At 59.8% G+C, this 25,013-nt stretch carries 24 protein-coding genes and 1 pseudogene; 14 read left to right on the top strand and 11 right to left on the bottom strand.

Annotated elements, in window-relative coordinates; genetic code table 11:
- Positions 1-85: 85 nt before the first annotated feature.
- The gene (locus BLL38_RS26490) at positions 86-655 is read right to left on the bottom strand and encodes a hypothetical protein (RefSeq protein WP_076964935.1); all 570 of its coding nucleotides are present in this window, start codon (positions 653-655) and stop codon (positions 86-88) included.
- Positions 656-720: 65 nt separating this feature from the next.
- Entirely contained in the window at positions 721-1,050 is a 330-nt protein-coding gene (locus BLL38_RS26495) for a hypothetical protein (protein ID WP_020301970.1), read from the bottom strand.
- Between the two features lie 146 nt (positions 1,051-1,196).
- Between BLL38_RS26495 and BLL38_RS26500 the strand changes: the two are divergent.
- A pseudogene (locus BLL38_RS26500) lies at positions 1,197-1,580 on the top strand (DNA-3-methyladenine glycosylase); the annotation flags it as partial.
- A 159-nt stretch (positions 1,581-1,739) separates the two neighbouring features.
- Positions 1,740-3,056: a bifunctional DedA family/phosphatase PAP2 family protein gene (locus BLL38_RS26505; protein ID WP_076964936.1), complete on the top strand. Its 1,317-nt coding sequence runs from the start codon at positions 1,740-1,742 to the stop codon at positions 3,054-3,056.
- A 1-nt stretch (position 3,057) separates the two neighbouring features.
- Here the strand turns inward: BLL38_RS26505 and BLL38_RS26510 are convergent, their stop codons facing one another.
- From BLL38_RS26510 to BLL38_RS26525, 4 genes are all read right to left on the bottom strand, one after another.
- Positions 3,058-3,264, bottom strand: coding sequence for a hypothetical protein (locus tag BLL38_RS26510; RefSeq protein WP_076964937.1), 207 nt, complete (start codon positions 3,262-3,264; stop codon positions 3,058-3,060).
- Positions 3,265-3,371: 107 nt separating this feature from the next.
- Positions 3,372-3,962, bottom strand: a complete 591-nt coding sequence (locus BLL38_RS26515) for an LON peptidase substrate-binding domain-containing protein (protein WP_076964938.1) — start codon at positions 3,960-3,962, stop codon at positions 3,372-3,374.
- Positions 3,963-3,983: 21 nt separating this feature from the next.
- The gene (locus BLL38_RS26520; RefSeq protein WP_076964939.1) at positions 3,984-4,700 is read right to left on the bottom strand and encodes an LrgB family protein; all 717 of its coding nucleotides are present in this window, start codon (positions 4,698-4,700) and stop codon (positions 3,984-3,986) included.
- Positions 4,697-5,059, bottom strand: a complete 363-nt coding sequence (locus BLL38_RS26525) for a CidA/LrgA family protein (protein WP_057438999.1) — start codon at positions 5,057-5,059, stop codon at positions 4,697-4,699. The genes BLL38_RS26520 and BLL38_RS26525 overlap by 4 nt, the downstream gene beginning before the upstream one ends.
- 208 nt (positions 5,060-5,267) lie before the next feature.
- Between BLL38_RS26525 and BLL38_RS26530 the strand changes: the two genes are divergently transcribed.
- The 3 genes from BLL38_RS26530 (at position 5,268) to BLL38_RS26540 (ending at position 8,251) form a co-directional block, all read left to right on the top strand.
- A complete protein-coding gene (locus BLL38_RS26530) occupies positions 5,268-5,723 on the top strand; it encodes a MaoC family dehydratase (protein WP_076964940.1) in 456 nt (151 codons plus the stop codon).
- 138 nt (positions 5,724-5,861) lie between these two features.
- Positions 5,862-7,580, top strand: a complete 1,719-nt coding sequence (locus BLL38_RS26535; protein WP_076964941.1) for a C13 family peptidase — start codon at positions 5,862-5,864, stop codon at positions 7,578-7,580.
- 29 nt (positions 7,581-7,609) lie between these two features.
- Entirely contained in the window at positions 7,610-8,251 is a 642-nt protein-coding gene (locus BLL38_RS26540; RefSeq protein WP_076964942.1) for an oxidoreductase, read from the top strand.
- A gap of 624 nt (positions 8,252-8,875) precedes the next feature.
- Here the strand turns inward: BLL38_RS26540 and BLL38_RS26550 are convergent.
- From BLL38_RS26550 to BLL38_RS26570, 5 genes are all read right to left on the bottom strand, one after another.
- On the bottom strand, positions 8,876-9,160 hold the full coding sequence (locus BLL38_RS26550; protein WP_076964943.1) for a YceK/YidQ family lipoprotein: 285 nt from the start codon (positions 9,158-9,160) through the stop codon (positions 8,876-8,878).
- Complete coding sequence (gene ubiX, locus BLL38_RS26555) at positions 9,153-9,782, bottom strand: flavin prenyltransferase UbiX (RefSeq protein ID WP_076964944.1); 630 nt, start codon at positions 9,780-9,782, stop codon at positions 9,153-9,155. The genes BLL38_RS26550 and ubiX overlap by 8 nt, the downstream gene beginning before the upstream one ends.
- Entirely contained in the window at positions 9,779-11,128 is a 1,350-nt protein-coding gene (gene mpl, locus BLL38_RS26560) for a UDP-N-acetylmuramate:L-alanyl-gamma-D-glutamyl-meso-diaminopimelate ligase (protein ID WP_076964945.1), read from the bottom strand. Before mpl ends, ubiX begins: the two co-directional genes overlap by 4 nt.
- Before the next feature lie 268 nt (positions 11,129-11,396).
- A complete protein-coding gene (locus BLL38_RS30855) occupies positions 11,397-12,488 on the bottom strand; it encodes a hypothetical protein (protein WP_130898277.1) in 1,092 nt (363 codons plus the stop codon).
- A 372-nt stretch (positions 12,489-12,860) separates the two neighbouring features.
- Positions 12,861-14,783 carry a sigma-54-dependent Fis family transcriptional regulator gene (locus BLL38_RS26570; RefSeq protein ID WP_076964946.1) on the bottom strand — a complete coding sequence of 641 codons (1,923 nt, stop codon included), beginning with the start codon at positions 14,781-14,783 and terminating at the stop codon, positions 12,861-12,863.
- Between the two features lie 291 nt (positions 14,784-15,074).
- Between BLL38_RS26570 and exaC the strand changes: the two genes are divergently transcribed.
- The 9 genes from exaC to BLL38_RS26615 all read left to right on the top strand — a co-directional run bounded on the left by exaC (position 15,075) and on the right by BLL38_RS26615 (position 24,496).
- Positions 15,075-16,595 (top strand): acetaldehyde dehydrogenase ExaC, encoded by a 1,521-nt coding sequence (gene exaC / locus BLL38_RS26575; protein ID WP_076964947.1) that lies wholly within the window; start codon positions 15,075-15,077, stop codon positions 16,593-16,595.
- Positions 16,596-16,799: 204 nt separating this feature from the next.
- Complete coding sequence (eat, locus tag BLL38_RS26580) at positions 16,800-18,233, top strand: ethanolamine permease (RefSeq protein ID WP_076964948.1); 1,434 nt, start codon at positions 16,800-16,802, stop codon at positions 18,231-18,233.
- 52 nt (positions 18,234-18,285) lie between these two features.
- Positions 18,286-19,680 (top strand): ethanolamine ammonia-lyase subunit EutB, encoded by a 1,395-nt coding sequence (locus tag BLL38_RS26585; protein WP_076964949.1) that lies wholly within the window; start codon positions 18,286-18,288, stop codon positions 19,678-19,680.
- Positions 19,677-20,516, top strand: a complete 840-nt coding sequence (gene eutC, locus BLL38_RS26590; RefSeq protein WP_076964950.1) for an ethanolamine ammonia-lyase subunit EutC — start codon at positions 19,677-19,679, stop codon at positions 20,514-20,516. Before BLL38_RS26585 ends, eutC begins: the two co-directional genes overlap by 4 nt.
- A 105-nt stretch (positions 20,517-20,621) precedes the next feature.
- Complete coding sequence (locus BLL38_RS26595) at positions 20,622-21,080, top strand: GNAT family N-acetyltransferase (RefSeq protein ID WP_076964951.1); 459 nt, start codon at positions 20,622-20,624, stop codon at positions 21,078-21,080.
- A gap of 303 nt (positions 21,081-21,383) precedes the next feature.
- Entirely contained in the window at positions 21,384-22,040 is a 657-nt protein-coding gene (locus BLL38_RS26600) for a DedA family protein (RefSeq protein ID WP_038443607.1), read from the top strand.
- Between the two features lie 6 nt (positions 22,041-22,046).
- On the top strand, positions 22,047-22,859 hold the full coding sequence (locus BLL38_RS26605) for a M90 family metallopeptidase (RefSeq protein WP_076964952.1): 813 nt from the start codon (positions 22,047-22,049) through the stop codon (positions 22,857-22,859).
- Between the two features lie 111 nt (positions 22,860-22,970).
- Positions 22,971-23,498 (top strand): inorganic diphosphatase, encoded by a 528-nt coding sequence (gene ppa / locus BLL38_RS26610; RefSeq protein WP_003176323.1) that lies wholly within the window; start codon positions 22,971-22,973, stop codon positions 23,496-23,498.
- Between the two features lie 224 nt (positions 23,499-23,722).
- Complete coding sequence (locus BLL38_RS26615) at positions 23,723-24,496, top strand: LexA family transcriptional regulator (protein ID WP_076964953.1); 774 nt, start codon at positions 23,723-23,725, stop codon at positions 24,494-24,496.
- Positions 24,497-25,013 lie beyond the last annotated feature (517 nt).

Below are 25,013 nucleotides of genomic sequence, written 5' to 3' on the forward strand. Positions count from 1 at the left end.
GATATCTGCAACCAGATCCCAGGCTGCGTCGGGGAGTTCATACCGCTTTGCCATCTTGGCCTCCTGGCTTTAATGGCGGTGTATTTTACAGAAAATCGTATTTCTTGGGTTTACGTACAGAGCCTAGCCAGATCCCCGCTTTTGTCATCAAGGCATAGGTTGCCGCCGTAAATCCGGCTTGGAAGTTATCGGTGGCTTTTGTGATTTTCCCATCGCCGTGGATTTGAAAGTCTTTTACGTTGCCTTCAAACCCATGGGGCGTCCCAACGTCAACTGTGAATAAGTCTACTAGTTCAAAATATTTATTCATGTCCACATCCTTGATTTCATAATCAAGATTGTGTGCGAAATTATTTCTTATTTTGTTCAGGTGTTTCAGCGGTCGGGCCAGTTCGGCGGGTAGCCCAGATGCGACAGCAGTTGTAAGTCTTTCGTTAAAATGTCGGAGGATTTCAGCTCCCTTGCCTTGCCCACTGGTGAAGAATTCAATATTTTCGGGTGCAATCCGCTCTTTTAAATATACGTTTAAAAATCGCTCGCAAATCAGTTGAAGTCGAAGAGCACAATCTCCATCGTCTTTTTTATCCAAAACACTTGCGTATAATTCCGGATCAATGAACTTTGTAAAGTCGTGATTTAGCTGAACGTAAGCCATACTATTCTCCCTATGATTAAAGCCCATCCACACATGATCAGTCGCATAGACGGGCCGTTTCCCTATTACTTGATTTCCAGATTTAGTTTTTTGCCCAGCAGTTCGTAGAAATCCTCACGATTACGGGGGTTTTTCAGTTCTGAGCAGCACTCTTCCAAGGCGATGAGGGCTTGCGTTTCGGTGATTTTGAACCTGTTGACCAGCGGTTTTAGCTTAGTGTCGTATATGTATTGAAGCTCATTGTAATCACCACATTGACCGCACGAGACGAGGGAAGCGTCTCGCTTACCTCCACCCTTTGCATCCTCGTAATCGTATTGGTCATTGATATCTTTGATAGACGTAGGGTTCGCCTTTAGTAACTTGGCGAGAATTTCGTCAATTCTACTAGACATGCTGGTCGTATCCCTTGACTGAGTGATCAAGCCTACATGGTGGCATAGTGCCCGACTTTCAAGCCCTGTTTCCATGTCTTGCCGCGATTACTCTCGGTATGATGCCAGTGATGAAACGACACCCAAAAAATCACAGGTTAAACGCTACCGTCTTGATCAAGTCGGCCTACCCCTGGGTGGATGACGTCTCGGGGCCCGCCAGCCTGGCACATATGCTCCTCAACAACCCCGATGCCAGCGGCCGGCCACGCCCGCCCCAGAAGCTCTGCGCCGGGCAGACCCTGTTGTGCAAGGCCCTGGATTTGAAAGTGCCAATGTGGGACGCCAAACGCTTCGACCAGGAGCGGCTTTACGTCGAGGATGTGGGCCTGGCGCCCGCGCAGATTATCCAGACCACCCGCCTGGGCATCCCCGGCGGGCGCGATGAACACCTGATGTATCGCTTCGTCGATGCGGGCTATGCGGCGTATTGCACACGGAACCCCTTGCGACGCGGCCAGGTCGAAGGCCGCGATTACGTTTTGATTTGAAATATGCCCTGCAGCAATGGGCTTATGTGGGAGCGGGCTTGCTCGCGATAGCAGCACCTCGGTCTGTCAGTCATACCGAGTCGCTTGCATCGCGGGCAAGCCCGCTCCCACACAAGCTCGTTTCTACGGGGGGAGATGACCATTAATGGAGTTGATTGTATGGGCCCATGGCTCGATGGCATTACTGGCTGGCTGACCCTTAACCCGCAATGGCTGGCGGCGGCGGTCTTTATCGTCGCCTTTGTGGAATGCCTGGCCATCGCCGGGATTATCGTGCCGGGCACGGTGCTGCTGTTCGCCATTGCCGCACTGGCCGGCAGCGGCGCACTGTCCCTGGGGGAAACCCTGCTGCTGGGCTTGCTCGGCGGGCTGCTGGGCGATGGGGTTTCCTACTACCTGGGCCGGCATTTCCACCAGAACATCCGGCGCCTGCCCGGCTTGCGTCATCATCCCGAGTGGATGGACGGCGCCGAAGCCTACTTTCAGAAGTACGGCATCGTCAGCCTGCTGGTAGGACGTTTTATCGGCCCCTTGCGCCCCATGCTGCCGATGGTGGCCGGGATGTGCGACATGCCGTTCCCGCGCTTTGCCGCGGTCAGCGTACTGGCCGCTGCCGGCTGGACGGTCGCCTACCTGTTGCCTGGCTGGGCCGCCGGCGCGGCATTTCGCCTGCCGCTGCCCGAAGGGTTCTGGCCCGAGGCCGGGGTAGTCGCGGCCTGCCTGGCCGTGTTGTTCGGCATCGCCCTCAACAGCACCCTGCGCGGCCACCGCCGCGCCACGCTGTGGACGGGCTGCGCCAGCCTGGCGTTGTTGATCGCGATGTTTATCGGTTATCCGTACCTGAACCATTTTGACCAGGGCTTGATGGCCCTGGTCCAGGAACATCGCAGCCCGGCCATGGACCGGGCCATGGTGATGATCACTCAACTGGGCGAGTTCAAGAAGATGTTCGTCGCCAGCGCCGTGTTGACCGGCCTGCTGTTACTGGCACGGCAATGGCGCCAGGGGATTTTTGTCGGGGCCACGCTGCTGGGGGCCGCGCTGATCAACACCGGGAGCAAGCTGTTCTTTGCCCGTGGCCGGCCAGAAATCCTCGTCGACCCGCTGACCAGCTTCAGCATGCCCAGCGGCCACGCCTCTGGCGCGTTTGCGTTCTTCCTCGCGCTGGCGGTGCTGGCCGGTCGCGGCCAACCGATCCGCATGCGCCTGGCCTGGCTGCTGCTGGGGGCCATTCCGGCCGCCGCCATTGCCCTGTCGCGGGTGTACCTGGGGGCTCACTGGCCGAGCGACATCTTGGCTGGCACCTTACTGGCCATGACGGTCTGCGCCTTCAGCCTGACCGTGAGCCAGCGCCAGCACCCACTACCGGCCATGGCGCCGAAGGTGTGGTGGCTGATCGTGCCGGGGTGCGTGGCAGTCCTCGGTTTTTTTGCCCTGACCGGGACCTCCCACGCCCTGCTCCGATACGCCTATTGACCTACGCCGGACCAACCCAGTCCACGGGAGCATTGCGCCGCTCGACGCTGCGCTCCCGACGCTCCAGCAGCATTTCATCAGCAATTTCGGCAGCCCGCTCGGCAATGTACTCCGGGCCTCGATCGTTGGCCTGCTGAATCAGTTGCGTCGTAACGCTGACAAAAAAAGCATCCCAGACCGGCTGCTCCGATGGCGATAAACGAATCATGTTCACTCCCTGACAAATAGTGGCTGAAGCCCCACTATTTCAGGCGATGAGCGTACTGCAACGACGAAAATTCCGAATCTGTTGCGGATAATTCCGAGCAACAGGGTTCACGGGAACAATTCGCCCTGCAGCTCATCCAGCAGCAATTGAATCGCGTCCAGCCGTTGCTCGGGATCGTCGAGTTGCAGCAATTGGATTTTGTCGGTATCGGTAAACGGCAGCAGGTACGCCAACCGGTTACCCAACACTTGCTGCCCTTGCGCATCGGCGCCCATATCCAGCGAGGCGACCATCGGGTGCTCCGCCAGGGCCTCAAGCAGGGCCAACAGGTCGGCGTCTTCCTCGCCCAGCGGGCGTTCGGGCTGTTCTTGCAACCACTCGATATCGGCCACCAGCAGTTGATCGCGCTGCACATCCGCCTCAAGCACCCGAAACCTGCGCCCGCCCTCGACACGAATCCCCAGCAAGCCGTTGTCCTGCTGCTTGAAGTCCCGAATCAGCGCCTCGCAGCCAATCACTGCATAGCCGTCCGGCGCCAGGCCGACCTCTTTGCCATCCAGGATGCACACCACACCAAAACCTTCGCCCTTTTTCATGCAGCGGCCGATCATGTCCAGGTAGCGCGCCTCGAACAGTTGCAGATCGAGGGTGCAGCCTGGAAACAGCACCGTATTGAGCGGAAAAAGCGCCAGACTCATAAAGCGTTCCTTAAACCCGACTTAGATCACCAAAGACACCGCCAACGGCAGGAATACCGCCGTGGCCACGCCCATCAGACTCATCGCCAATGCGGCAAACGCGCCGCACTCCTCGCTCTCCTGCAAGGCCACCGAGGTGCCGACCGCATGGGCCGTCATGCCCAGGGCCATGCCCCGCGCCTCCGGGCTGTGTACCCCCAGGCGCGACAGGAACGCCGGCCCGATCATCGCACCAATCACCCCGGTGATCAGCACGAACACCGCTGCCAGTGCCGCGACGCCACCGATCTGCTCGGCCACCAGCATGGCAATCGGCGAAGTCACCGACTTGGGCGCCATGGTCATCAGCACCATATGCTCGGCGCCAAACCACCAACCCAGCCACACACACAGGCCGGTGGCAAACACGCCCCCCACTACCAGCGTAGTAAAAATCGGCCAGAACAATTGGCGAATCCGCCTCAGGTTCAGGTACAACGGCACCGCCAGCGCCACCGTGGCCGGGCCCAGCAGGATACTCATGATCTCGGTGCTTTTGCGGTACTCGACGTAGGTCAGGCCGCATCCCAGCAACACGCCAATCACCAGCAACATCGACACCAGCACCGGTTGCAGGAAAATCCAGCGGGTTTTCTCGAACCCCGCCAGCACCAGTTGATAGGCGCCCAGGGTAATGCCAATGCCAAATAACGGATGGTGGATCACCGCGGCCCACGCACCCTGCCAATCGAAGGTCATTGCCCCTCCTCCCGCTGCGCCTGGCGCTTAACCAGCTTTTGCATCAGCACGCCAACAAAAGCCATGGCGATCACCAGCGACAATACCAGCGCCCCGACGATGGCCCAGAAATCGGCCGCAATGTCCTTGGCATACACCATCACCCCCACCGCCGGCGGCACCAGCAGCAACGGCAGATAACGCAATAGGCTGCCGGCGGCCAGGCTCAACGGCTCACCGACCTCACCACGCCACACCAGGTACGCCAGCAGCAGCAACAGGCCGACAATCGGCCCCGGCAAGACCGGCAGGAACAAATGATTGATCGCCGTGCCAAGCAATTGAAACAACACCAGCCAAGTCAAACCGCGTAACAACATGGGTTTTTCTCCCCCAAAAGCCCGTGGGCATTATAAGCACGCAGCCCCTATGAACTGGCATTCGCCAAAAGCATGGTGGGTTGACCGGGCCATTTGCCCATGATGATCTACATTGGTTCCCTGGAATCCAACCAAAACAACACCCCCCGCCGGCGCGAACAGGCTCGCGCCTACCGGGAGATAAATTGATGAACCAAGGAGAGTCGCAATGCCCTATGTACCTGTAGCGCAACTCAATGATTATGTCGGCAAGGAACTGGGACGTTCCCCATGGCTCACCATCGACCAGGAGCGTATCAACCTGTTCGCAGAAGCGACCGGCGATTTTCAGTTCATCCACGTAGACCCGGTAAAAGCCGCCCAGACGCCGTTTGGCAGCACCATCGCCCATGGCTTCCTGTCGTTGTCGCTGATCCCCAAGTTGATCGAAGACATCCTGATCATGCCCGAGGGCTTGAAGATGGCCGTCAATTACGGCCTGGACAGCGTGCGTTTTATCCAGCCGGTAAAAGTCAATTCCAGGGTACGCCTGGCGGTGACCCTCACCGACGCCACCGAGAAAAAGCCTGGCCAGTGGCTGCTCAAGGCCACCTGCACCCTGGAAATCGACGGCCAGGAAAAACCGGCCTACATCGCCGAGTCGTTGTCACTGTGCTTCGTCTGATACACCCGTAGGAGCCGGCTTGCCGGCGATAGCGCCGGCAGGCGCGCCATCGCCGACAAGTCCTAATTCGCGCATAGACCACTAGGTATAGCTTCCCCCGCTGCGGCATACTCGGCGCTCAATTATCCGGATCCCGCTATGCGCCCACTCGCCCCCCTTGCTCTCGCCTTGTTGCTCACCGCTTGCGGCGATGGCGAATCCCTGTTGCCGCCCGATGCCCGGCTGCCAGACGGCGGGCGTTATCGCGGGGATGTGGTCGATGGGCTGTTGCAAGGCCAGGGCCGGGTGGACTACCCCAACGGCAGTTGGTACGCCGGGCAATTCGACAAGGGCCAGTGGCATGGCCAGGGCGAATGGCATGGCAGCAACGGCGAAGTCTATAAAGGCCAGTTCCAGCAAGGCCTGTTCGACGGCCAAGGCACCCTGACCACCTCGGCCAATACCTACGTCGGCGGCTTCAGGCAAGGCCGGCGCAATGGCGAAGGCACCCTCAAAGAGGGGCAAATGACCTATCGCGGCGAATTCAAGGACGACCAGTATTCCGGCCTCGGCCGTCTGGAACTGGCCGACGGCAGCCAATACCAGGGCCAGTTTGCCCACGGCAAGCCCAACGGCGAAGGCCAGCGCAACGACGACAGCGGCAACCAGTTCAGCGGGCGCTTCGTCAATGGCCAGCTGGAGGGCAATGGCACCTTCAACAGCGCCGAAGGCGACATGTACATCGGCCACTTCAAGCAGAACCAGCTCAACGGCAAGGGCCGCTACGAAAACGCCGACGGCGACGTGTGGACCGGCGAGTTCCGCGAAGGCGCCCTCAGCGGCAAGGGCGAACTGACCGGCGTGGATGGCAGCCATTACCTCGGGCACTTCAGTGACTGGCGCTTTACCGGTGAAGGGCGCCTGAACCTCAGTGATGGCAGTTTCTATATCGGTGGTTTCGACAACGACAGCTATCACGGCCAGGGCACCCTGGTACTCGCCGATGGCACTGTGCAGGCCGGGACCTGGGCCAACGGCCTGCGCGTGCGCGATGCCGACGGCAAGCTGTTACCCGATACCCTGGAAGTCGGGGTACTGGCCCAGGGCCGCTTGCTCGACGACGCCCTCGCCGCCGTACCGGCGTCTACCCCGGCCGTCGAGCTGTACACCCTGGTGGTGGCCGGCGACGGCAAGCAAAGCGTATTCCTGCGCGAAGCCGACTATGTCAGCAACCTGCTGGCCAGCCGCTTCGGCGCGCGCGGGCAGATCCGCCTGGTCAACCACCGCGACCATATCGCCGACCGCCCGATGGCGACCCGCGAAAGCCTGCGCCGCGCCGTGCAGACCCTGGCCGAGCGCACCGGCCCCGAAGACCTGGTGTTTATCTACCTGACCAGCCACGGCACCCACGAACACCAACTGGTGCTCGACCAGCCCCGCATGGAGCTGGCCGACCTGCCGAGCGACGAACTGGCTGCGGTGATGGCACCACTGAAAAACCGCGACAAGGTCATCGTGATTTCCGCGTGCTACTCCGGCGGCTTCATCCCGGCGCTCAAGGATGAACACACCCTGCTCATGACCGCCTCGCGCGCCGATCGCGTGTCGTTTGGCTGCTCGGAAGAAGCCGACTTCACCTACTTTGGCGATGCCTTGTTCGCCCAGGCCCTGACCCAGACCGACGATTTGCAGCACGCCTTCAAGCTGGCCCAACGGCATGTGACCGAACGAGAAATGGCTGATAATTTCGAGGCCTCCGAACCACAGATCTGGGCCCCCAAGCGCGTGATCGCCCGTTGGCAATTATTGCGTAAGCAGCAGGCACGAAAGGCGCTGGAAAGCGTCTCTATCAATAGCAAGGACGCCAAGAGCAACTAAGCTGAAACTGTATCAAGGGGGGAAACACCATGTACTTGACGCCTCAGCATATATTGCTTGCCGGAGCCTCGGGCTTGACTGGGGAACATCTGCTGGATCGCCTGCTCAACGAGCCCACCGTCACTCGCGTGCTGGCACCCAGCCGCCGCCCGCTGGCCGAGCACCCGCACCTGGAAAACCCGGTCGGCGACCCCAGCGTATTGCTGCCACACCTGAGCGGCCGGGTCGACCTGGCCTTCTGCTGCCTGGGCACCACCCTCAAGCAAGCCGGTTCCGAACAGGCCTTCCGTGCGGTTGACCTGGACCTGGTGGTGGCATTCGGCAAGCGCGCCCGGGAAATGGGGGCTCGGCACCTGATCGTGATCAGCGCGATCGGCGCCGACCCAAAATCCTCGGTGTTCTATAACCGGGTCAAGGGTGAGATGGAACAGGCCTTGAAAACCCAGGGCTGGCCGCAACTGACCATCGTGCGGCCCTCGCTGCTGCTGGGTGAACGCCTGGAGACACGCCTGGCGGAGAAACTCGTGGGGCCGTTGTCACGGCTGATTCCCGGCAAGTATCGCGGCATCGAAGTGTGTGAACTGGCCCGGGCCATGTGGCGCCTGGCGCTGGAAGAGCAGGATGGGGTGCGGGTTGTCGAGTCGGATGAGTTGCGTAAACTCGGCAAGTGAATCTGCGGTGACCGGGCGGGCCTCATCGCGGGCAAGCCCGGCTCCCACATGAATGCATTCACAGATCAAATGTGGGAGCTGGCTTGCCTGCGATGGGCATAGGTATCTACACAACTCTCTTTTGGGTATGAGTACATATCCATTGCTGCGGTAACGGCCACTTAGGGTTCCGCCCTGACGGCGGGTCACTTTGGAAAAGCCCCAAAGTAACCAAAGGGCTCTTGCCCCACCACTCGGCACCTCGCCTAGGCTCGGTGTGCCCGTCATCCGACATTGATTTGGGGGGCCGCCGCGATGGGCCATCCATGGCCCAGCGCGGCTAAACCGGCGTCCTGCCGGTTTAGCCCCCAAATCAATATCGGATGACGGCCAGCGTGGTTTAACGGGGCGCCTAAGATCAAAATCACAAGCAAAGCGAGGCGGCCTGACAGCCGACCTGATCCTTGAAGCGTGCGCGTACCCCTGTGGGAGCGGGCTTGCCCGCGATGGCGGTGTATCAGTCGATAAATACGTTGGCTGACTGGCCGCCATCGCAATAATGGATATGTACACAGACCGAGAAGAGAGTTGTGTAGATACCTATGCTGCGATGGGGCCCACCCAGACAACATCCACCGCTACAGGCTACAACCCACCCGTCGCATTAAACCCAACCCCCAGCACCGTCAACGCCGACAGCGGCAATAGCAGCGTGTCGAGCAAGGCACTGGCCGGCAGGTCGAGGCCGGGGTAGCTCGGCGCTTCGGCGCCAAAGCGGTCCATGGCACAGCAGCCACCCTGCATTGCATACAGATCCAGGCGCGTGCCTGCATACACCACTGGCGCGCCGGGTTTCGCCGCATCCAGGGTGCGTGCGGTGGCGCAGCCCGTCAGCTGCAGTGCCAGCGCGATCAGCAGGGCTTTATTCATCGCTGCTCAAATGATGCTCACCCCAGCGCGGCAGCATGTCCTGGGGGATATTCAGCAGGTTGAGAATCCGTGCTACCACGAAATCCACCAGGTCATCGATGGTCTGCGGCTGGTGATAAAAGCCTGGCGACGCCGGCAGAATGGTCACGCCCATATTCGACAGCTTGAGCATGTGCTCCAGGTGAATGCTCGAATACGGCGCCTCGCGCGGCACCAGGATCAACTGGCGGCGCTCCTTCAAGGTCACATCCGCCGCGCGCTCGATCAGGTTGTTGCAGGCGCCGGTGGCAATCGCCGACAAGGTGCCGGTGGAGCACGGCACCACCACCATCGCCGCCGGCGCACCGGAGCCGGAGGCCACCGGCGCCATCCAGTCTTCCTTGCCGTAAACCTTGATCTGCCCTGCCGCCGCACCGGTGTATTCGGTGAGGAAGGCTTGCATCATCTGCACCTTGGGCGGCAGCGAGACATCGGTCTCGGTGGCCATCACCAATTGCGCCGCCTTGGAAATCAGGAAATGCACCTCGCGGTCTTCGCGCACCAGGCAATCGAGCAAGCGCAGCCCATAAGGCGCGCCAGACGCACCGGTCATCGCCAGGGTGATGCGTTCCGGCCCGCTCATTGCAACGCCTGCGCAAGTTTGCCGTGCAGGCCGCCAAAGCCGCCGTTACTCATGATCACCACATGCGTGCCTGGCTTGGCCTGGCGTTTGACCTGTTCGATGATGCCTTCCAGGGAGTCGCTGACAACCGACGGCACCGTGCACAGCCTGGCCACGGCCGCCAGGTCCCAACCCAGATTGGCCGGTGCGTACCACACCACCTGGTCGGCATCGTTGACGCTTTCCGGCAGGCCATCGCGGTGTGCGCCCAGCTTCATGGAGTTGGAGCGCGGCTCGATAATCGCGATCACCGGTGCATCGCCGACACGCTTGCGCAGGCCGTCGAGGGTGGTGGCAATTGCCGTGGGGTGGTGGGCAAAGTCGTCGTAGATGGTAATCCCATTCACTTCAGCGACCTTTTCCATACGCCGCTTGACGCTCTTGAACGCACTCAGCGCGGCAATGCCCATGGCCGGCACCACGCCGACATGGCGCGCCGCCGCCAGGGTCACCAGGGCGTTGGCGACGTTATGCTGGCCGGTCATATCCCAATCGACGATGCCTTGGGCCTCGCCCTCAAACAGCACTTCAAACCTGGAACCATCCTCGCTCAACAACTTGACCTGCCACTGCCCGCCCGCGCCGGTGGTTTGCACCGGGGTCCAGCAGCCCATCTCGATCACGCGCTGCAAGGCCGGCTCGGTGGTGGGATGAATCACCAGACCTTCGCTGGGAATAGTGCGGACCAGGTGGTGGAATTGCCGCTCGATGGCTGGCAGATCGGGGAAGATGTCCGCATGGTCAAACTCCAGGTTGTTCAGGATCGCCGTGCGCGGGCGGTAGTGAACGAATTTGGAGCGTTTGTCGAAGAAAGCGCTGTCGTACTCGTCGGCTTCGATGACAAAAAACGGGGTATCGCCCAAACGCGCCGACACCGAGAAGTTCTGCGGCACACCGCCGATCAGGAAGCCCGGGCTCATGCCCGCGTGCTCCAGCACCCAGGCCAGCATGCTGCTGGTGGTGGTCTTGCCATGGGTACCGGCCACCGCCAGCACCCAGCGGCCTTGCAGCACGTGATCAGCCAGCCATTGCGGGCCAGAGACATAAGGCAGGCCTTTGTTCAGCACGTATTCCACAGCCGGGTTGCCACGGGACATGGCATTGCCAATCACCACCAGGTCCGGCACCGGGTTGAATTGCGCCGGATCGTAACCCTGGGTCAACTCAATGCCCTGGGCCTGCAATTGCGTGCTCATGGGTGGATAGACGTTGGCATCGGAGCCAGTGACATGATGGCCCAGCTCTTTGGCCAGGACCGCCATCGAACCCATGAAGGTGCCGCAAATACCGAGAATATGAATGTGCATAGTCGACCTCGTAAAACATCGAGGCAGGTTAGCGTAGGGTGGGAAAATTCGCACTCTTTTAGCGATTAGCGTGCAATCTTTTCCAGCCATGATCACCGCGTTCTCGGGCAAGCAGTCGCGGGCTTTTTCTACTTTTTTCTACAACTCAATGAACTGAGTCAAGCCCGGTGATTGGGAAATCCCCGTACAACACCAGGCCCGACAACTTTCAGTTATTAAAACATACAAACACATTTAAACTACCGAACCAAAAACAGAAAGTTCACTTTTAAACTATGCTCCCTTTCTCCTTTTCTTCCAACTCACGGACGGCGACCATGCGCCCTATACTTTTACTGATCTGATCGCTTCTTTTATCAAGCACATCCAATTGATGGGTGACACTACTGGACCCGGTCGCAGATTCATCTTTATAGGGTTTGAAAATAAATTCATTTTCTTCGGCAACTGCCTGCAAAGCCTTTTCTGCCCCAGAGTAAATCTTATCAAGTTTTTCGAGGCGCTCATTCACCCCGGTTGGCCAGTCCGGACTCTTCCCAAGAGCCTTGCCCTCGCCACCCTCTACAAGAGTTTGGAGCGTATTGGTCAAAAGCAGCATTTTTAACTCGGCATTATCCAAGCGCAAATTAATCGTTGCGGCATCTTGCTCCCCCGTAGTGCCTGACGCCGCAGCAACGCCATTGGCCATCTGACTTGGTGCCGGCAGGTGGGCCGGCGGCAACAATGGGGTATTGGCGCTAAAGTTACCTTTGATAGTTTCACCACTCCACACTGAACCCGCGTAAGTGCCAATGCTTAACGGTGTGCTGACAAGTCCATTTACAGTCGCATTCACAACCGCATCACGTGTGACAGTCTTCAAGGACGGACCCGTTTTAAATACACCGGCCTTGACCAGACGATCGGCTGCAATCAGGTTGCCTGCCACATCGCCAAAAGTCGTCGGTTTCGCAACCGCCGGCTTGACCGGACCAGAGATTGGCGAGCCAGGGTGCTGCGTTTTGAACGCGAGGTTCCTGAAGTTAGTGATCCCAGGAGTGTTTGGAGGGCCGACGGGCGGGCGCGGAACGCTATCTGAAAGGGATTTATAGGTACCTGCAAGCCCAGGCGATTGGGGAATGTTGGGCTTGGGCCTGGAGAAAACCCTGGGAAGGCCTAAAGATTTAAACCCCCTCTTTGTGCGCACAGAACCTTCACCCGCCGTATTCGCCTCGCCGGGTGCGGGGCCCTCTGGAACGCCCGCTGTTTCATTCAAGCTTGGCGCACTTTTCGTACCGGTGGCTACTTGTTGATTATCTCCCCAAGCGACCGATTCCATAACTTGCAGAGAACTTTTCGCCGGGAAATTTGTAATATTCATATCTTCACCTCTATAGTAAAAATAGCTCATGAAGCGTCACTGCTAAACTCAAGCATCCCTGAAGCCAACGTTTCAATAAACATTGAAGCGCCTGCCCCACTTGAGTATAAAAAAACAAAAATCAGTTCCACAAAATACACAAACAAAAACAGCTACTACAACTTACAACAACAATCTCTAATCATCAGAAATTTTACCACCTTTTACGCTATCACCTGGAAACGCAAAAAATGCTTTAATTAGTTACTACCTGACTTCTCCCACCCGACCATCAGCAAACTTAAAATACAAAAAAACAATTAATCCATCACCCATTCGCACAACTACAAGACAAGCAAGTCATCCAGGGAGCTTAAGCCCCCTCGACCTCAGTCAGCCCGCTGAACGCAAGGCGATGCCATGTTTGCGCAACTTGCGGTACAAGGTATTGCGGCTGATGCCCAACTGTTCCGCAACAAGGGTCATATGCCAGCGCTGCTGCTCCAGGGTGGCCAGCAATGCCAGGCGCTCGGCATCCTCCAATGGCTGCCTGCCTCGCGGTACGGCGATTTGTGCCTGGGAGGAGGCCTGGCCAATCATCGCCGGCAAGTCGCTCAACCCTACCCTCCCCCCTTCACACAGTGCAGCCAATGTACGCAGCACCGTACGCAGTTGCCGCACGTTACCCGGCCAGGAGAAATCCAGTAGTGCCTGACGCGCCTCGATAGCCAGCACTATCGGCTGCCCGTCTGCTTCTTGCGCCAGTAGAAAGTCCAGTAGCTGCGACTTGTCACTACGCTCGCGTAATGGTGGCAATGCCACTTCCAGGCCATTGAGGCGATAGTACAAGTCTTCACGGAAAGTGCCGCTGGCTACCCGCGCCAACAAGTCACGGTGGGTTGCGCTGATGATCCGCACATCCACCGCTTGCGGCTCGCCACCAATGGGCACCACCAACCGATCTTCCAGCACCCTCAATAGCCGGGTCTGCAAGGCCAGGGGCATGTCGCCGATTTCGTCGAGGAACAAAGTGCCGCCGTCGGCCTGCTGCAGCTTGCCGCGCATGCCTTCCTTACGGGCGCCGGTGAAGCTGCCGCCGCGGTAACCGAACAGCTCGCTCTCGATCAGGCTCTCGGGGATGGCCGCGCAGTTCAGGGCGACAAAGGCTTTGTCGGCACGCTGGCTGGCGTGGTGCACGGCTTTGGCGAAAGCCTCCTTGCCGGAGCCGGTTTCGCCATTGATCAGCAGCGGCACATCGCGCTCGAAGACCCGCAAGGCCTTGCGAAAATCGTTTTGCAGCGCCTCATCCCCCAGGCAGATACCCGGCAAGCGTGGTCGCTCAACCTTTGGTGGCGCTTGCACTACAGGAGTCGGCGCCCGGCGGGCCTCGCCGCGCAGTACCGCAAACAAACTGCGCCCATCCCGGGTGCGCAGAGGCCAACTGGCGCTGGCATTGGCACTGGCGCGCCCGAGCAACTGGTCCAGGGTGCAATCGAAAAACATCTCCACCGGCAGCCCCAGCAAGCGCCCGCGCGGCTGGCCCAGCAGGTTCTGTGCGCTTTGGTTGAGCGCACAGATCCGCCCTTCGCCATCAAACGCCAGCAGCCCTTCGCTGAACAGGCCCACGGACTCGGCCTGCAGGTGGAAACGCAGCAACCAGTGGTTTTCAAAGTGACGCAGGAAATAGCAGCTCTCGATCATCTTCGCCGAGAGATTGACCAGCGCCATGGTGTGGAACTGGCTCTGGCGCGACACCGCCTCGCGGGCCGAGGACACGTCGAGCACCGCCAGCAGGTCGCCATGGGGGTCGAACACCGGGCTGGCGGAACAGGTCAGCCCGGTGTGGCGCCCGCGAAAGTGTTCGTCGCGGTGAATGGTCAGGGCCTGGCGCTCCACCAGGCAGGTGCCGATGCCGTTGGTGCCTTCACAGGCCTCGCTCCAGTCGGCGCCGAGCCACAGGCCGGCCTGCTCGAACACCTTGCGCTCGCTGGGCGCGGTGACGCAATTGAGGATCACCCCGCGCGCGTCGGTCAGCAGCACCGCGTGCCCCGCGCCGGAAAGTTGTTGATGCAAATGGTTCATTTCGGTGCCGGCAATGTGCAGCACTTGTTGCAGGCGCTCGCGGCTTTCCAGCAGGCGATCATGCTCCAGCACCGTGGGGGCGATGGTCAGTGCCGGGTCAAGGTGGTAGTCCTCCAGGCAGCGTAGCCAGGAGCGGGCGATCGATGGGTCGCTGCCGGGGCCGTGCAGCGGGTCTTGCCCGCGGGTGACCGTCAGGACTTGCCGGGCATGGCGGCTGAAATCATCGTTGTGCATATTCTTATTGTTCTCCTGTTGCGTGGGACACACCGCGGACCGGGGCACCCAGCATCCTCCAGGCCTTGGCGCATTGCAATCCCGGGGCGACCCATGGGTCACAGCCTGTACCGTTTATGGCACAAAGTGTCACACAGGCTGTACCAGGCCTGTCACAGCAACGCCCTGCAACAAACCCACAACCCTTGATTTACCTGACCTGCAAGGCACTGGCCCGACCTTTGCTCTACGCTTTATCAAGCGCAGCCACGCTGCACTCCAATAAACATAAGAAGTCAGGAGATACCCCCCATGCGTTACGCACACCCTGGAACTGAAGGCGCTATCGTTTCGTTCAAGGCCAAGTACGGCAACTACATCGGTGGCGAATTTGTGGCCCCGGTCAATGGCAACTACTTCACCAATACGTCGCCGGTTAACGGCAAGCCCATCGCCGACTTCCCGCGCTCCACAGCCAAGGACATCGACAAGGCACTGGACGCCGCCCATGCCGCCGCCGACGCCTGGGGCAAGACCTCGGCCCAGGACCGCTCGCTGGTGCTGCTGAAAATCGCCGACCGCATCGAACAGAACCTCGAACTGCTGGCCATCACCGAAACCTGGGACAACGGCAAGGCGGTGCGCGAAACCCTCAACGCCGACATCCCCCTGGCCGCCGACCACTTCCGCTACTTCGCCGGCTGCATCCGCGCCCAGGAAGGCAGCAGCGCCGAAATCAACGAACACACCGCCGCCTATCACTTCCACGAACCCCTGGGCGTGGTCGGGCAGATCATCCCGTGGAACTTCCCGCTGCTGATGGCCGCCTGGAAACTCGCGCCCGCCCTGGCCGCCGGCAACTGCGTGGTACTCAAGCCCGCCGAGCAGACCCCGCTGGGCATCAACGTGCTGATGGAAGTGATCGGCGACCTGCTGCCACCGGGCGTACTGAACGTGGTGCACGGTTTCGGCAAGGAAGCAGGCGAGGCCCTGGCGACCAGCAAGCGTATCGCCAAGATCGCCTTTACCGGCTCCACCCCGGTGGGCTCGCACATCATGCATTGCGCGGCCGAAAACATTATTCCGTCCACCGTTGAGCTGGGCGGCAAGTCGCCGAACATCTTCTTCGCCGACATCATGAAAGCCGAACCGCAATTTATCGAAAAGGCTGCCGAAGGCCTGGTGCTGGCGTTCTTCAACCAGGGCGAAGTGTGCACCTGCCCCTCCCGCGCGCTGGTAGAAGAGTCGATCTACGACGACTTCATGAAAGTGGTGATGAAGAAGGTCGAATCGATCAAACGTGGCGACCCACTGGACACCGACACCATGGTCGGCGCCCAGGCGTCCGAGCAGCAGTTCGACAAGATCCTGTCGTACCTGGAAATCGCCAAGGGCGAAGGCGCCGAGCTGCTGACCGGCGGCAAGGTGGAGAAACTGACCGGCGACCTGGCCAACGGCTATTACATCCAGCCGACCCTGCTCAAGGGCACCAACAAGATGCGTGTGTTCCAGGAAGAAATCTTTGGCCCGGTGGTCAGCATCACCACCTTCAAGGATGAAGCCGAAGCGCTGGCGATTGCCAACGACACCGAGTTTGGCCTGGGTGCCGGCCTGTGGACCCGCGATATCAACCGCGCCTACCGCATGGGCCGGGCGATCAAGGCCGGGCGTGTGTGGACCAACTGCTATCACCTGTACCCCGCGCATGCGGCGTTTGGTGGCTACAAGAAATCCGGCGTGGGGCGCGAGACGCACAAGATGATGCTGGATCACTACCAGCAGACCAAGAACCTGCTGGTGAGCTACGACATCAACCCACTGGGCTTCTTCTAACCCTCATCACTCCCACACTTGAAATGCAATCAAGTGTGGGAGCTGGCTTGCCTGCGAGGAGGCCAGCACAACCAACACTCATGTTGAATGTGAAACCGCTATCGCAGGCAAGCCAGCTCCCACACTGAATCATCACAAATACTCGGCATCTCATCCGGCTCAAGTCAGCCGGGATAAAACAATAAGAACCAAAGGTACTTCCCCATGCCTAGCGAACCCACCAGTTCGTCAGTCGACTTTGAAAAAGTCGGCTCCGAATACTTCCAACAACGAGAATTGAAAAAAGGCGCCGCCGGTTGGGTGCTATTAGTCGGCCTCGGCGTGGCCTATGTGATTTCCGGCGACTACGCCGGCTGGAACTTCGGCCTGGCCCAGGGCGGCTGGGGCGGGATGTTTCTCGCCACATTGCTGATGGCCACCATGTACTTGTGCATGTGTTTCTCCCTGGCCGAACTGTCGTCCATGATCCCCACCGCCGGCGGCGGCTATGGTTTTGCCCGTAGCGCCTTCGGCCCTTGGGGGGGCTTTCTCACCGGCACGGCGATCCTGATCGAATATGCCATCGCCCCCGCCGCCATCGCCGTATTTATCGGCGCCTATTGCGAGTCGCTGTTCGGCATTGGCGGCTGGATGATCTACCTGGCGTTCTACATCATCTTTATCGGCATCCATATCCTGGGCGTCGGTGAAGCGCTGAAGTTGATGTTCGTGATCACTGCCGTTGCCGCGATTGCCCTGGGCGTGTTCCTGGTAGCGATGGTGCCGCACTTCAACGTCGCCAACCTGCTGGACATTCCCGTGACCGAGGCCAGGGGCGCCAGCAGTTTCCTGCCGTTTGGTTATGTCGGCGTGTGGGCCGCGATCCCTTATGCGATCTGGTTTTTCCTCGCCGTCGAAGGCGTGCCCCTGGCCGCCGAAGAAACCAAGAACCCCAAGCGCGACCTGCCCCGTGGCCTGATCGGCGCGATTGTGGTGCTCACCAGTTTTGCCCTGCTGATCCTGGTGATCGCCCCGGGCGGCGCCGGCACCCTGGCGCTGGTCAAGTCCGGCAACCCGCTGGTGGAATCCCTGGCCCTGGCCTATGGCGGCTCGACCTGGATGGGCAGCTTCGTCAACCTGGTGGGCCTGGCTGGGCTGATCGCGAGTTTCTTTTCGATCATCTACGCCTACTCCCGGCAGATCTTCGCCCTGTCCCGCGCGGGTTACTTGCCGCGTAAATTGTCGCAAACCAATAAAAGCAAAGCACCGGTGCTGGCCCTGGTCATTCCCGGGATCATCGGTTTTGGCCTGTCGCTGACCGGCCAGGGCGACCTGCTGATCCTGGTGGCGGTATTTGGCGCGACCATTTCCTATGTGTTGATGATGGCTGCGCATATCACCCTGCGCATCCGCCGCCCCAAAATGGAGCGGCCATACCGCACGCCGGGCGGCATCTTCACCTCGGGCCTGGCCTTGATACTGGCCTGCATCGCCGTCGTGGCAGGCTTCCTGGTGGACCCGCGCGTGGTGATTGGCGCGGCGATCATCTATGGAGTATTAATTGCTTACTTTGCTTTCTACAGTCGGCATCACTTGGTAGCAGGCACGCCGGAAGAAGAGTTCGCGGCGATCCAGGCCGCAGAGGCCGCCTTGCACTAAACGCCGTAAACCACGTCGCGGGCCACCGCCCGCGCCGTCATGGAGAGTCTGTATGGCAAGTTTTTCCCACTCGGTCGGTGCATTGACCTACCGTTTCGATAGCCTCAAGGACGTGATGGCCAAGGCCAGCCCCGCCCGCTCCGGGGACTTTCTGGCCGGCGTCGCCGCGCAGAACGACGGCGAACGGGTGGCGGCGCAGATGGCCCTGGCCAATATCCCGTTGAAGCACTTCCTGCAAGAGGCGCTGATCCCCTATGAAAGCGATGAAGTCACCCGGCTGATCATCGACACCCACGACCAGCAGGCCTTTGCCGTGGTCAGCCACCTGACCGTCGGCGGCCTGCGGGACTGGCTGCTCAGCGACGCGGCCGACGAACACAGCCTGCGCGCCCTGGCGCCAGGGCTGACCCCGGAAATGGCCGCCGCCGTGTCGAAGATCATGCGCGTGCAGGACCTGGTGCTGGTGGCGCAGAAGATCCGCGTTGTCACCCAGTTCCGCGGCACGATGGGCCTGCGCGGGCGCTTGTCCACACGCCTGCAACCCAACCACCCGACCGATGAACCGGCCGGCATCGCCGCGAGCATCCTCGACGGCCTGCTGTATGGCAACGGCGACGCCATGATCGGCATCAACCCGGCTACCGACAGCATCGCCTCGATCTGCGCCATGCTGGAAATGCTCGATGCCATCATCCAGCGCTACGAAATCCCGACCCAGGCCTGCGTGCTGACCCACGTCACCACCTCCATCGAAGCCATCAACCGCGGCGTGCCGCTGGACCTGGTGTTCCAGTCGATTGCCGGCACCGAGGCCGCCAATGCCAGCTTTGGGATCAATCTGAATGTGTTGCAGGAAGGTTACGACGCAGGCTTGAGCCTGAATCGCGGGACCCTGGGGCACAACCTGATGTATTTCGAGACGGGCCAGGGCAGCGCCCTGTCGGCCAACGCGCACTTTGGGATTGACCAACAAACCTGCGAAACCCGCGCCTATGCCGTAGCGCGGCACTTCAAGCCGTTTTTGGTCAACACCGTGGTCGGGTTTATCGGCCCCGAGTACCTGTACAACGGCAAGCAGATCATCCGCGCCGGCCTCGAAGACCACTTCTGCGGCAAGCTGCTGGGCGTGCCCATGGGCTGCGACATCTGCTACACCAACCATGCCGAAGCCGACCAGGACGATATGGACACCCTGCTGACCCTGCTGGGCGTGGCCGGGATCAACTTCATCATGGGCATCCCGGGCTCCGACGACATCATGCTCAACTACCAGACCACCTCCTTCCACGACGCGCTCTACGCCAGGCAAACCCTGGGGTTGAAGCCCGCGCCGGAATTTGAACAGTGGCTGGCGAAAATGGGCATCTTCACGCAAGCCGATGGCAAGGTGCGGTTTGGCAACAACCTGCCCCCGGCCTTCCGTCACGCCTTGGCGCAATTGGGATGAAGGAGCCTCCAGTGCAGATCGACACACCTCAAAGCGATAACCCGTGGCTGGAACTGCGGCGCCTGACCCCGGCGCGGATTGCCCTGGGCCGCACCGGCACCAGCATTCCCACAGGGGCGCAACTGGACTTCCAGTTCGCCCACGCCCAGGCCCGCGACGCGGTACACCTACCGTTTGACCATGCCGAATTGAGCCGCCAAATGGCCGAGCGCGGCCGCGACAGCCTGTTGCTGCACAGCGCCGCACCTGACCGCCACAGCTACCTGCAACGCCCGGACCTGGGGCGCCGCCTGAGCGATGAGTCGGCACAGGCCCTGCGCGACTACGCCCTGGCCAACCCGGGCGGGGTGGACCTGGCGGTGGTGGTGGCCGATGGTTTATCGGCGCTGGCGGTGCATAAACATACCGCGCCGTTTCTGACACGCATGGAAGAACAGACCCACGCTGAAGGCTGGTCGTTGTCGCCGGTGATCCTGGTGGAACAGGGCCGGGTGGCAGTCGCCGATGAAATCGGCCAGTTGCTCGGCGCCAAGATGGTGGTGATCCTGATCGGCGAGCGGCCGGGGCTCAGCTCACCGGATAGCTTGGGGCTGTATTTCACCTACAACCCCAAGGTCGGCCTGACCGATGCCTACCGCAACTGTATTTCCAATGTACGCCTGGAGGGCCTGAGCTACGGCATGGCGGCGCACCGTTTGCTGTACTTGATGCGCGAGGCCTGTCGGCGGCAGTTGTCGGGGGTCAATCTCAAGGATGAGGCACAGGTTCAAACACTGGAGTCGGATGATCCCGACTTGATGAAAGGTAACTTCCTACTTAGCCCGCCCAAGGAGTGATGCCGGCACGATTGCGATTTTTCGCCACCTTAGGCAGCATCAAGTGGCGGCCGCCCGAGTAATGGACCGTTTGCCGTTGTATTCCTATAGAAGTTGAGGCCTAGCATGCGGATTACTCAAGCGACTCTGGAACACCTGGACCTGTTGACCCCATTATTCGTCAAGTACCGCGAGTTCTATGGCGCGCTGCCCTTTCCTGACTCGTCCCGGGCTTTTTTGGAAAAGCGCCTGCGGCGCAAGGAGTCGGTGATCTACCTGGCCCTGGCGGATGACGACGACCACAAACTGCTGGGCTTTTGCCAGCTGTATCCGAGCTTTTCCTCACTGTCGTTGAAACGGGTGTGGATCCTCAATGACATCTACGTCGCCGAGGATGCCCGCCGCCAACTGGTGGCCGACAACCTGATGCGCACCGCAAAAAAGATGGCCAAGGAAACCAATGCCGTGCGCTTGCGCGTATCGACCAGCAGCGACAACGCCGTGGCGCAGAAGACCTATGAGTCCATGGGCTTTCGTGAAGACACCGAGTTCAAGAACTACACGCTGCCGATCAGCGAAGACTAAAAGCCATTCGCCCAAACACCACAAAAAAATGTGGGAGCGGGCTTGCCCGCGATAGTGCTGGGTCAGTCGAGGTATTTTTCACTGACACACCGCTATCGCGGGCAAGCCCGCTCCCATATTTGGATCAGTGCTAGTCAGAATAGCTGCGACATCCCCCGCTACAAAACCAACACGCTTTTCACCATTCAATCCGTATAATGCCGACCTTTTAGGGTTGTAAGAAAAACGGCATACACGCGTAGCCTTATTACCCGAGCCTCCGCACAGGCCCGCTGAGTCGGGTCATTCACACAGGTGCCATCCATGGATTTCAACCCGCTCGACCTTATCCTGCATCTCGACGTGTACCTCGACCTGCTGGTAACCAATTACGGTCCGTGGATCTACGCCATCCTGTTCCTGGTGATTTTTTGCGAGACCGGCCTGGTGGTCATGCCGTTTTTGCCCGGCGATTCCCTGCTGTTTATTGCCGGCGCCGTCGCCGCGGGTGGCGGCATGGACCCGGTCCTGCTGGGTGGCCTGCTGATGCTGGCGGCGATCCTCGGTGACAGCACCAACTACGTGATCGGCCGCACCGCCGGGGAACGCTTGTTCAGCAACCCCAACTCGAAAATCTTCCGCCGCGATTACCTGCAAAAAACCCACGATTTCTACGACAAGCACGGCGGCAAAACCGTGACCCTGGCGCGCTTCCTGCCGATCCTGCGCACCTTCGCGCCGTTCGTCGCCGGCGTCGCCAAAATGCCGTATCCGCGCTTCTTTGGCTTCAGCGTGCTGGGCACCATCCTCTGGGTCGGCGGCCTTGTCACCCTGGGCTACTTCTTCGGTAACGTACCGTTCATCAAGAAAAACCTGTCGCTGCTGGTAGTGTTCATCATCCTGCTGTCGCTGGTGCCGATGATCATTGGCGTGGCCCGCAGCCGCTTTGGCCGCACCTCATCCGAAGCCAAGCCGCACTGATCGGCCATGTGGTCCCTCAGCGCCTGGCGTCGCCGGCGCCTCCTGGCCAAGCACCCGGTTGCCGATGAAACCTGGCAACGGGTGCGCCATCACCTGACCTTCCTCGACGGTATCAGTGCCGAACAGGACCAATGGTTGCGTGAAGCCAGCGTGCTGTTCCTCGCCGAAAAGCACCTCACCGCCCTGCCCGGCGTCGAACTGCACCAGGAACAACGCCTGCTGCTCGCCGCCCAGGCCCAACTGCCACTGATGAACCTCGGCGAGCTGGAGTGGTACCAGGGTTTTCACGAAATCATTCTCTACCCCGATGACTTCCGCAGCCCCCAGCGCCATCGCGACGCCAGCGGCGTGGAACATGAATGGGATGGCGAACACAGCGGCGAAGCCTGGCAGCAAGGCCCGGTAATCCTCGCCTGGCCGGGCGTGCTGGCCAGCGGCAATTGGGAGGGCTACAACCTGGTGATCCACGAACTGGCGCACAAGCTCGACATGCTCAATGGCGATGCCAACGGCCTGCCGCCGCTGCACCATGGCATGCCCGTGCAGCAATGGGCCAGTGTGATGCAGAGCGCCTATGACGACCTCAACCGCCAGCTCGACCACAACCCCGACGCCGAAACCGCCATCGACCCTTACGCTGCGGAAAACCCGGCAGAATTTTTTGCCGTCACCAGCGAATATTTCTTCAGCGCCCCGGATTTGCTCGCAGACAGTTATCCACAGGTCTACGCGCAACTGAGCCTGTTTTACCGCCAGGATCCACTGGCCCGCCTGAAACATCTGCAGGCCAGCGACCCGCGCTATCAGACTGAAGGCTAAGTACCGTACGACGTCTGGCGCGTGGCATCGGCGCAGGAATATGCCTATAATCGCCGCCACTTTTAGGCCAATCCGGCCACTTTACCTGGCCAACTATGGGGGCAACGCCCAATGAGCTACAGCAAGATTCCGGCTGGCAAAGACCTGCCGAACGACATCTACGTCGCCATCGAGATTCCGGCCAACCATGCGCCGATCAAATACGAAATCGACAAAGACAGCGACTGCCTGTTCGTTGACCGTTTCATGGCCACCCCGATGTTCTACCCGGCCAACTACGGTTTTATCCCCAACACCCTGGCTGACGACGGCGACCCCCTCGACGTGCTGGTCGTGACCCCTTACCCGGTCACCCCAGGCTCGGTCATCCGCGCCCGCCCGGTTGGCATCCTGAACATGACCGACGACGGCGGCGGCGATGCCAAAGTCATCGCAGTGCCACACGACAAGCTGTCCCAGCTGTATGTCGACGTGAAGGAATACACCGACCTGCCGCCACTGCTGCTGGAACAGATCAAGCACTTCTTCGAGAACTACAAAGACCTCGAAAAAGGCAAATGGGTGAAGATCGACGGTTGGGGCAACGCAGACGCCGCCCGTGCCGAGATCATGAAGTCGGTAGCCGCCTACAAAGGCTGATACCGCTACTCATTGCCCCGGCAATCAAAAAAGCCCCGATTATCCGGGGCTTTTTTTGTGGGAAAAATTAAACAACATGTTCAACTGGATAAACAAAACAGCAACTAACGTTTAACCACACAGCATTTAGCCAGGATTTTACTTGCAATAAGGAAACACCTACATACACCAATTCAACTCATGGTTTATTTGATCTGTTTTTCCGGCCAGTAAACTCTGCGTTTATGAATACATCAGGTGATCGCTTAAGAATGTTACTTCGGGAAGTTCATCTTTCCGCATCCGACTTCGCCAAGAATCGCGACGTCACGCCCCAGCATGTGAACAACTGGTTCAAGCGCGGCGTGCCCATGGCCCGGCTCGACGAAATAGCAGAACTGCTGTGTGTCACCAGCCGCTGGCTGCGTACCGGCGAAGGTCCCAAATACCCGCCGACCAACCTCCAGCTGGAAGGCCCCAACCCCGCAAACAGCGCTGCTACACGCGAAGACTGCGGCCACTATCTCTGCGGCCCCGCCAGTGGCCCGGAAAAGATCGACGTGGAAATCCCCCTCCACGCCTCCTTCAACACCCAGGAAAGCCTACGCCTCTCCCTGCGCACCCTGGAACAACTCAACGTCACTGCCGAACGCGCCTTGGGGGCCTACATGGTCGGCAACAGCATGATCGATATTATCCAGGACGGCGCCATCCTGGCCATCGACCGCGGCCGCACCCAGATCATCGACGGCGAAATCTACGCCCTCGAACACGACGGCATGCTGCGCATCAAATACCTCTACAACCGCCCCGGCGGCGGCCTGCGCATGCGCAGCCACAACAGCAACGAACACCCCGACGAACTCCTGACCTACGACCAACGCTTCGAGCAAAACGTACAAATCCTCGGCTGGGTCTTCTGGTGGTCCACCCTCAACAACCGCCGCCCACCGGTGCCGCTGGATGACCATCTGATCGGCTACGACGGCTCTAAATCAGACCAAACGCTGGGAAACTAAGGAAAACATGAGTATCATGCGCGGCACATTTGGCAGGGGTTGGCATAGCGCCAACACCCCCTGCCCGGCGATGCGGAGGAGTTCCCGCTGATGCCCCCTTTATCATTTGGGTGAAAGCCTGAGTGAATGATTGAAGGCTGGTGAGGTTTACCAAAAATAGACTTAACCAGTCCCCGAGAAGCCGGCCACAAGCCGGCTTTTTAATTGTCCGAAATAATCCTATCCCATCCGAGAATCTTCCTGATAGCTGAGCTATTCCGGGGGAGTCAGGCATCCCCCTGCCGATGGTGTTCTACGCCATTTGACCTCACCCAACGATAAGGTGGGGGACAAAACGGACGACGGGGGAAATCCAATGGGTAAGCTGAGTCCGACTGCTGGCGCAACACCCTCGAACCGATTGTGGCAACTTGATTACCAATACAGAGAGTAAGCCACATAGCTGGGCACCCGTTTATCCGCGCAAGGTGTGTTGGGCGAATGCTTACGGTACCCATGCCTTTGAAAACTGCTAAAG

This window comes from Pseudomonas gessardii, assembly GCF_001983165.1.
GTDB lineage: Bacteria > Pseudomonadota > Gammaproteobacteria > Pseudomonadales > Pseudomonadaceae > Aquipseudomonas > Aquipseudomonas gessardii.

Bases quoted from the DNA above. Each gene is read 5' to 3' on its own strand.
- BLL38_RS26520 (WP_076964939.1), bottom strand. From the start codon at position 4,700: ATGACCTTCGATTGGCAGGGTGCGTGGGCCGCGGTGATCCACCATCCG.
- BLL38_RS26615 (WP_076964953.1), top strand. From the start codon at position 23,723: ATGAATACATCAGGTGATCGCTTAAGAATGTTACTTCGGGAAGTTCAT.
- BLL38_RS26495 (WP_020301970.1), bottom strand. From the start codon at position 1,050: ATGTCTAGTAGAATTGACGAAATTCTCGCCAAGTTACTAAAGGCGAAC.
- BLL38_RS26505 (WP_076964936.1), top strand. From the start codon at position 1,740: ATGGGCCCATGGCTCGATGGCATTACTGGCTGGCTGACCCTTAACCCG.
- ppa (WP_003176323.1), top strand. From the start codon at position 22,971: ATGAGCTACAGCAAGATTCCGGCTGGCAAAGACCTGCCGAACGACATC.
- BLL38_RS26530 (WP_076964940.1), top strand. From the start codon at position 5,268: ATGCCCTATGTACCTGTAGCGCAACTCAATGATTATGTCGGCAAGGAA.
- BLL38_RS26585 (WP_076964949.1), top strand. From the start codon at position 18,286: ATGGCAAGTTTTTCCCACTCGGTCGGTGCATTGACCTACCGTTTCGAT.
- eat (WP_076964948.1), top strand. From the start codon at position 16,800: ATGCCTAGCGAACCCACCAGTTCGTCAGTCGACTTTGAAAAAGTCGGC.
- BLL38_RS26570 (WP_076964946.1), bottom strand. From the start codon at position 14,783: ATGCACAACGATGATTTCAGCCGCCATGCCCGGCAAGTCCTGACGGTC.
- exaC (WP_076964947.1), top strand. From the start codon at position 15,075: ATGCGTTACGCACACCCTGGAACTGAAGGCGCTATCGTTTCGTTCAAG.
- mpl (WP_076964945.1), bottom strand. From the start codon at position 11,128: ATGCACATTCATATTCTCGGTATTTGCGGCACCTTCATGGGTTCGATG.
- eutC (WP_076964950.1), top strand. From the start codon at position 19,677: ATGAAGGAGCCTCCAGTGCAGATCGACACACCTCAAAGCGATAACCCG.
- BLL38_RS30855 (WP_130898277.1), bottom strand. From the start codon at position 12,488: ATGAATATTACAAATTTCCCGGCGAAAAGTTCTCTGCAAGTTATGGAA.
- BLL38_RS26540 (WP_076964942.1), top strand. From the start codon at position 7,610: ATGTACTTGACGCCTCAGCATATATTGCTTGCCGGAGCCTCGGGCTTG.
- BLL38_RS26515 (WP_076964938.1), bottom strand. From the start codon at position 3,962: ATGAGTCTGGCGCTTTTTCCGCTCAATACGGTGCTGTTTCCAGGCTGC.
- BLL38_RS26550 (WP_076964943.1), bottom strand. From the start codon at position 9,160: ATGAATAAAGCCCTGCTGATCGCGCTGGCACTGCAGCTGACGGGCTGC.
- BLL38_RS26600 (WP_038443607.1), top strand. From the start codon at position 21,384: ATGGATTTCAACCCGCTCGACCTTATCCTGCATCTCGACGTGTACCTC.
- BLL38_RS26595 (WP_076964951.1), top strand. From the start codon at position 20,622: ATGCGGATTACTCAAGCGACTCTGGAACACCTGGACCTGTTGACCCCA.
- BLL38_RS26525 (WP_057438999.1), bottom strand. From the start codon at position 5,059: ATGTTGTTACGCGGTTTGACTTGGCTGGTGTTGTTTCAATTGCTTGGC.
- BLL38_RS26605 (WP_076964952.1), top strand. From the start codon at position 22,047: ATGTGGTCCCTCAGCGCCTGGCGTCGCCGGCGCCTCCTGGCCAAGCAC.
- BLL38_RS26490 (WP_076964935.1), bottom strand. From the start codon at position 655: ATGGCTTACGTTCAGCTAAATCACGACTTTACAAAGTTCATTGATCCG.
- ubiX (WP_076964944.1), bottom strand. From the start codon at position 9,782: ATGAGCGGGCCGGAACGCATCACCCTGGCGATGACCGGTGCGTCTGGC.
- BLL38_RS26510 (WP_076964937.1), bottom strand. From the start codon at position 3,264: ATGATTCGTTTATCGCCATCGGAGCAGCCGGTCTGGGATGCTTTTTTT.
- BLL38_RS26535 (WP_076964941.1), top strand. From the start codon at position 5,862: ATGCGCCCACTCGCCCCCCTTGCTCTCGCCTTGTTGCTCACCGCTTGC.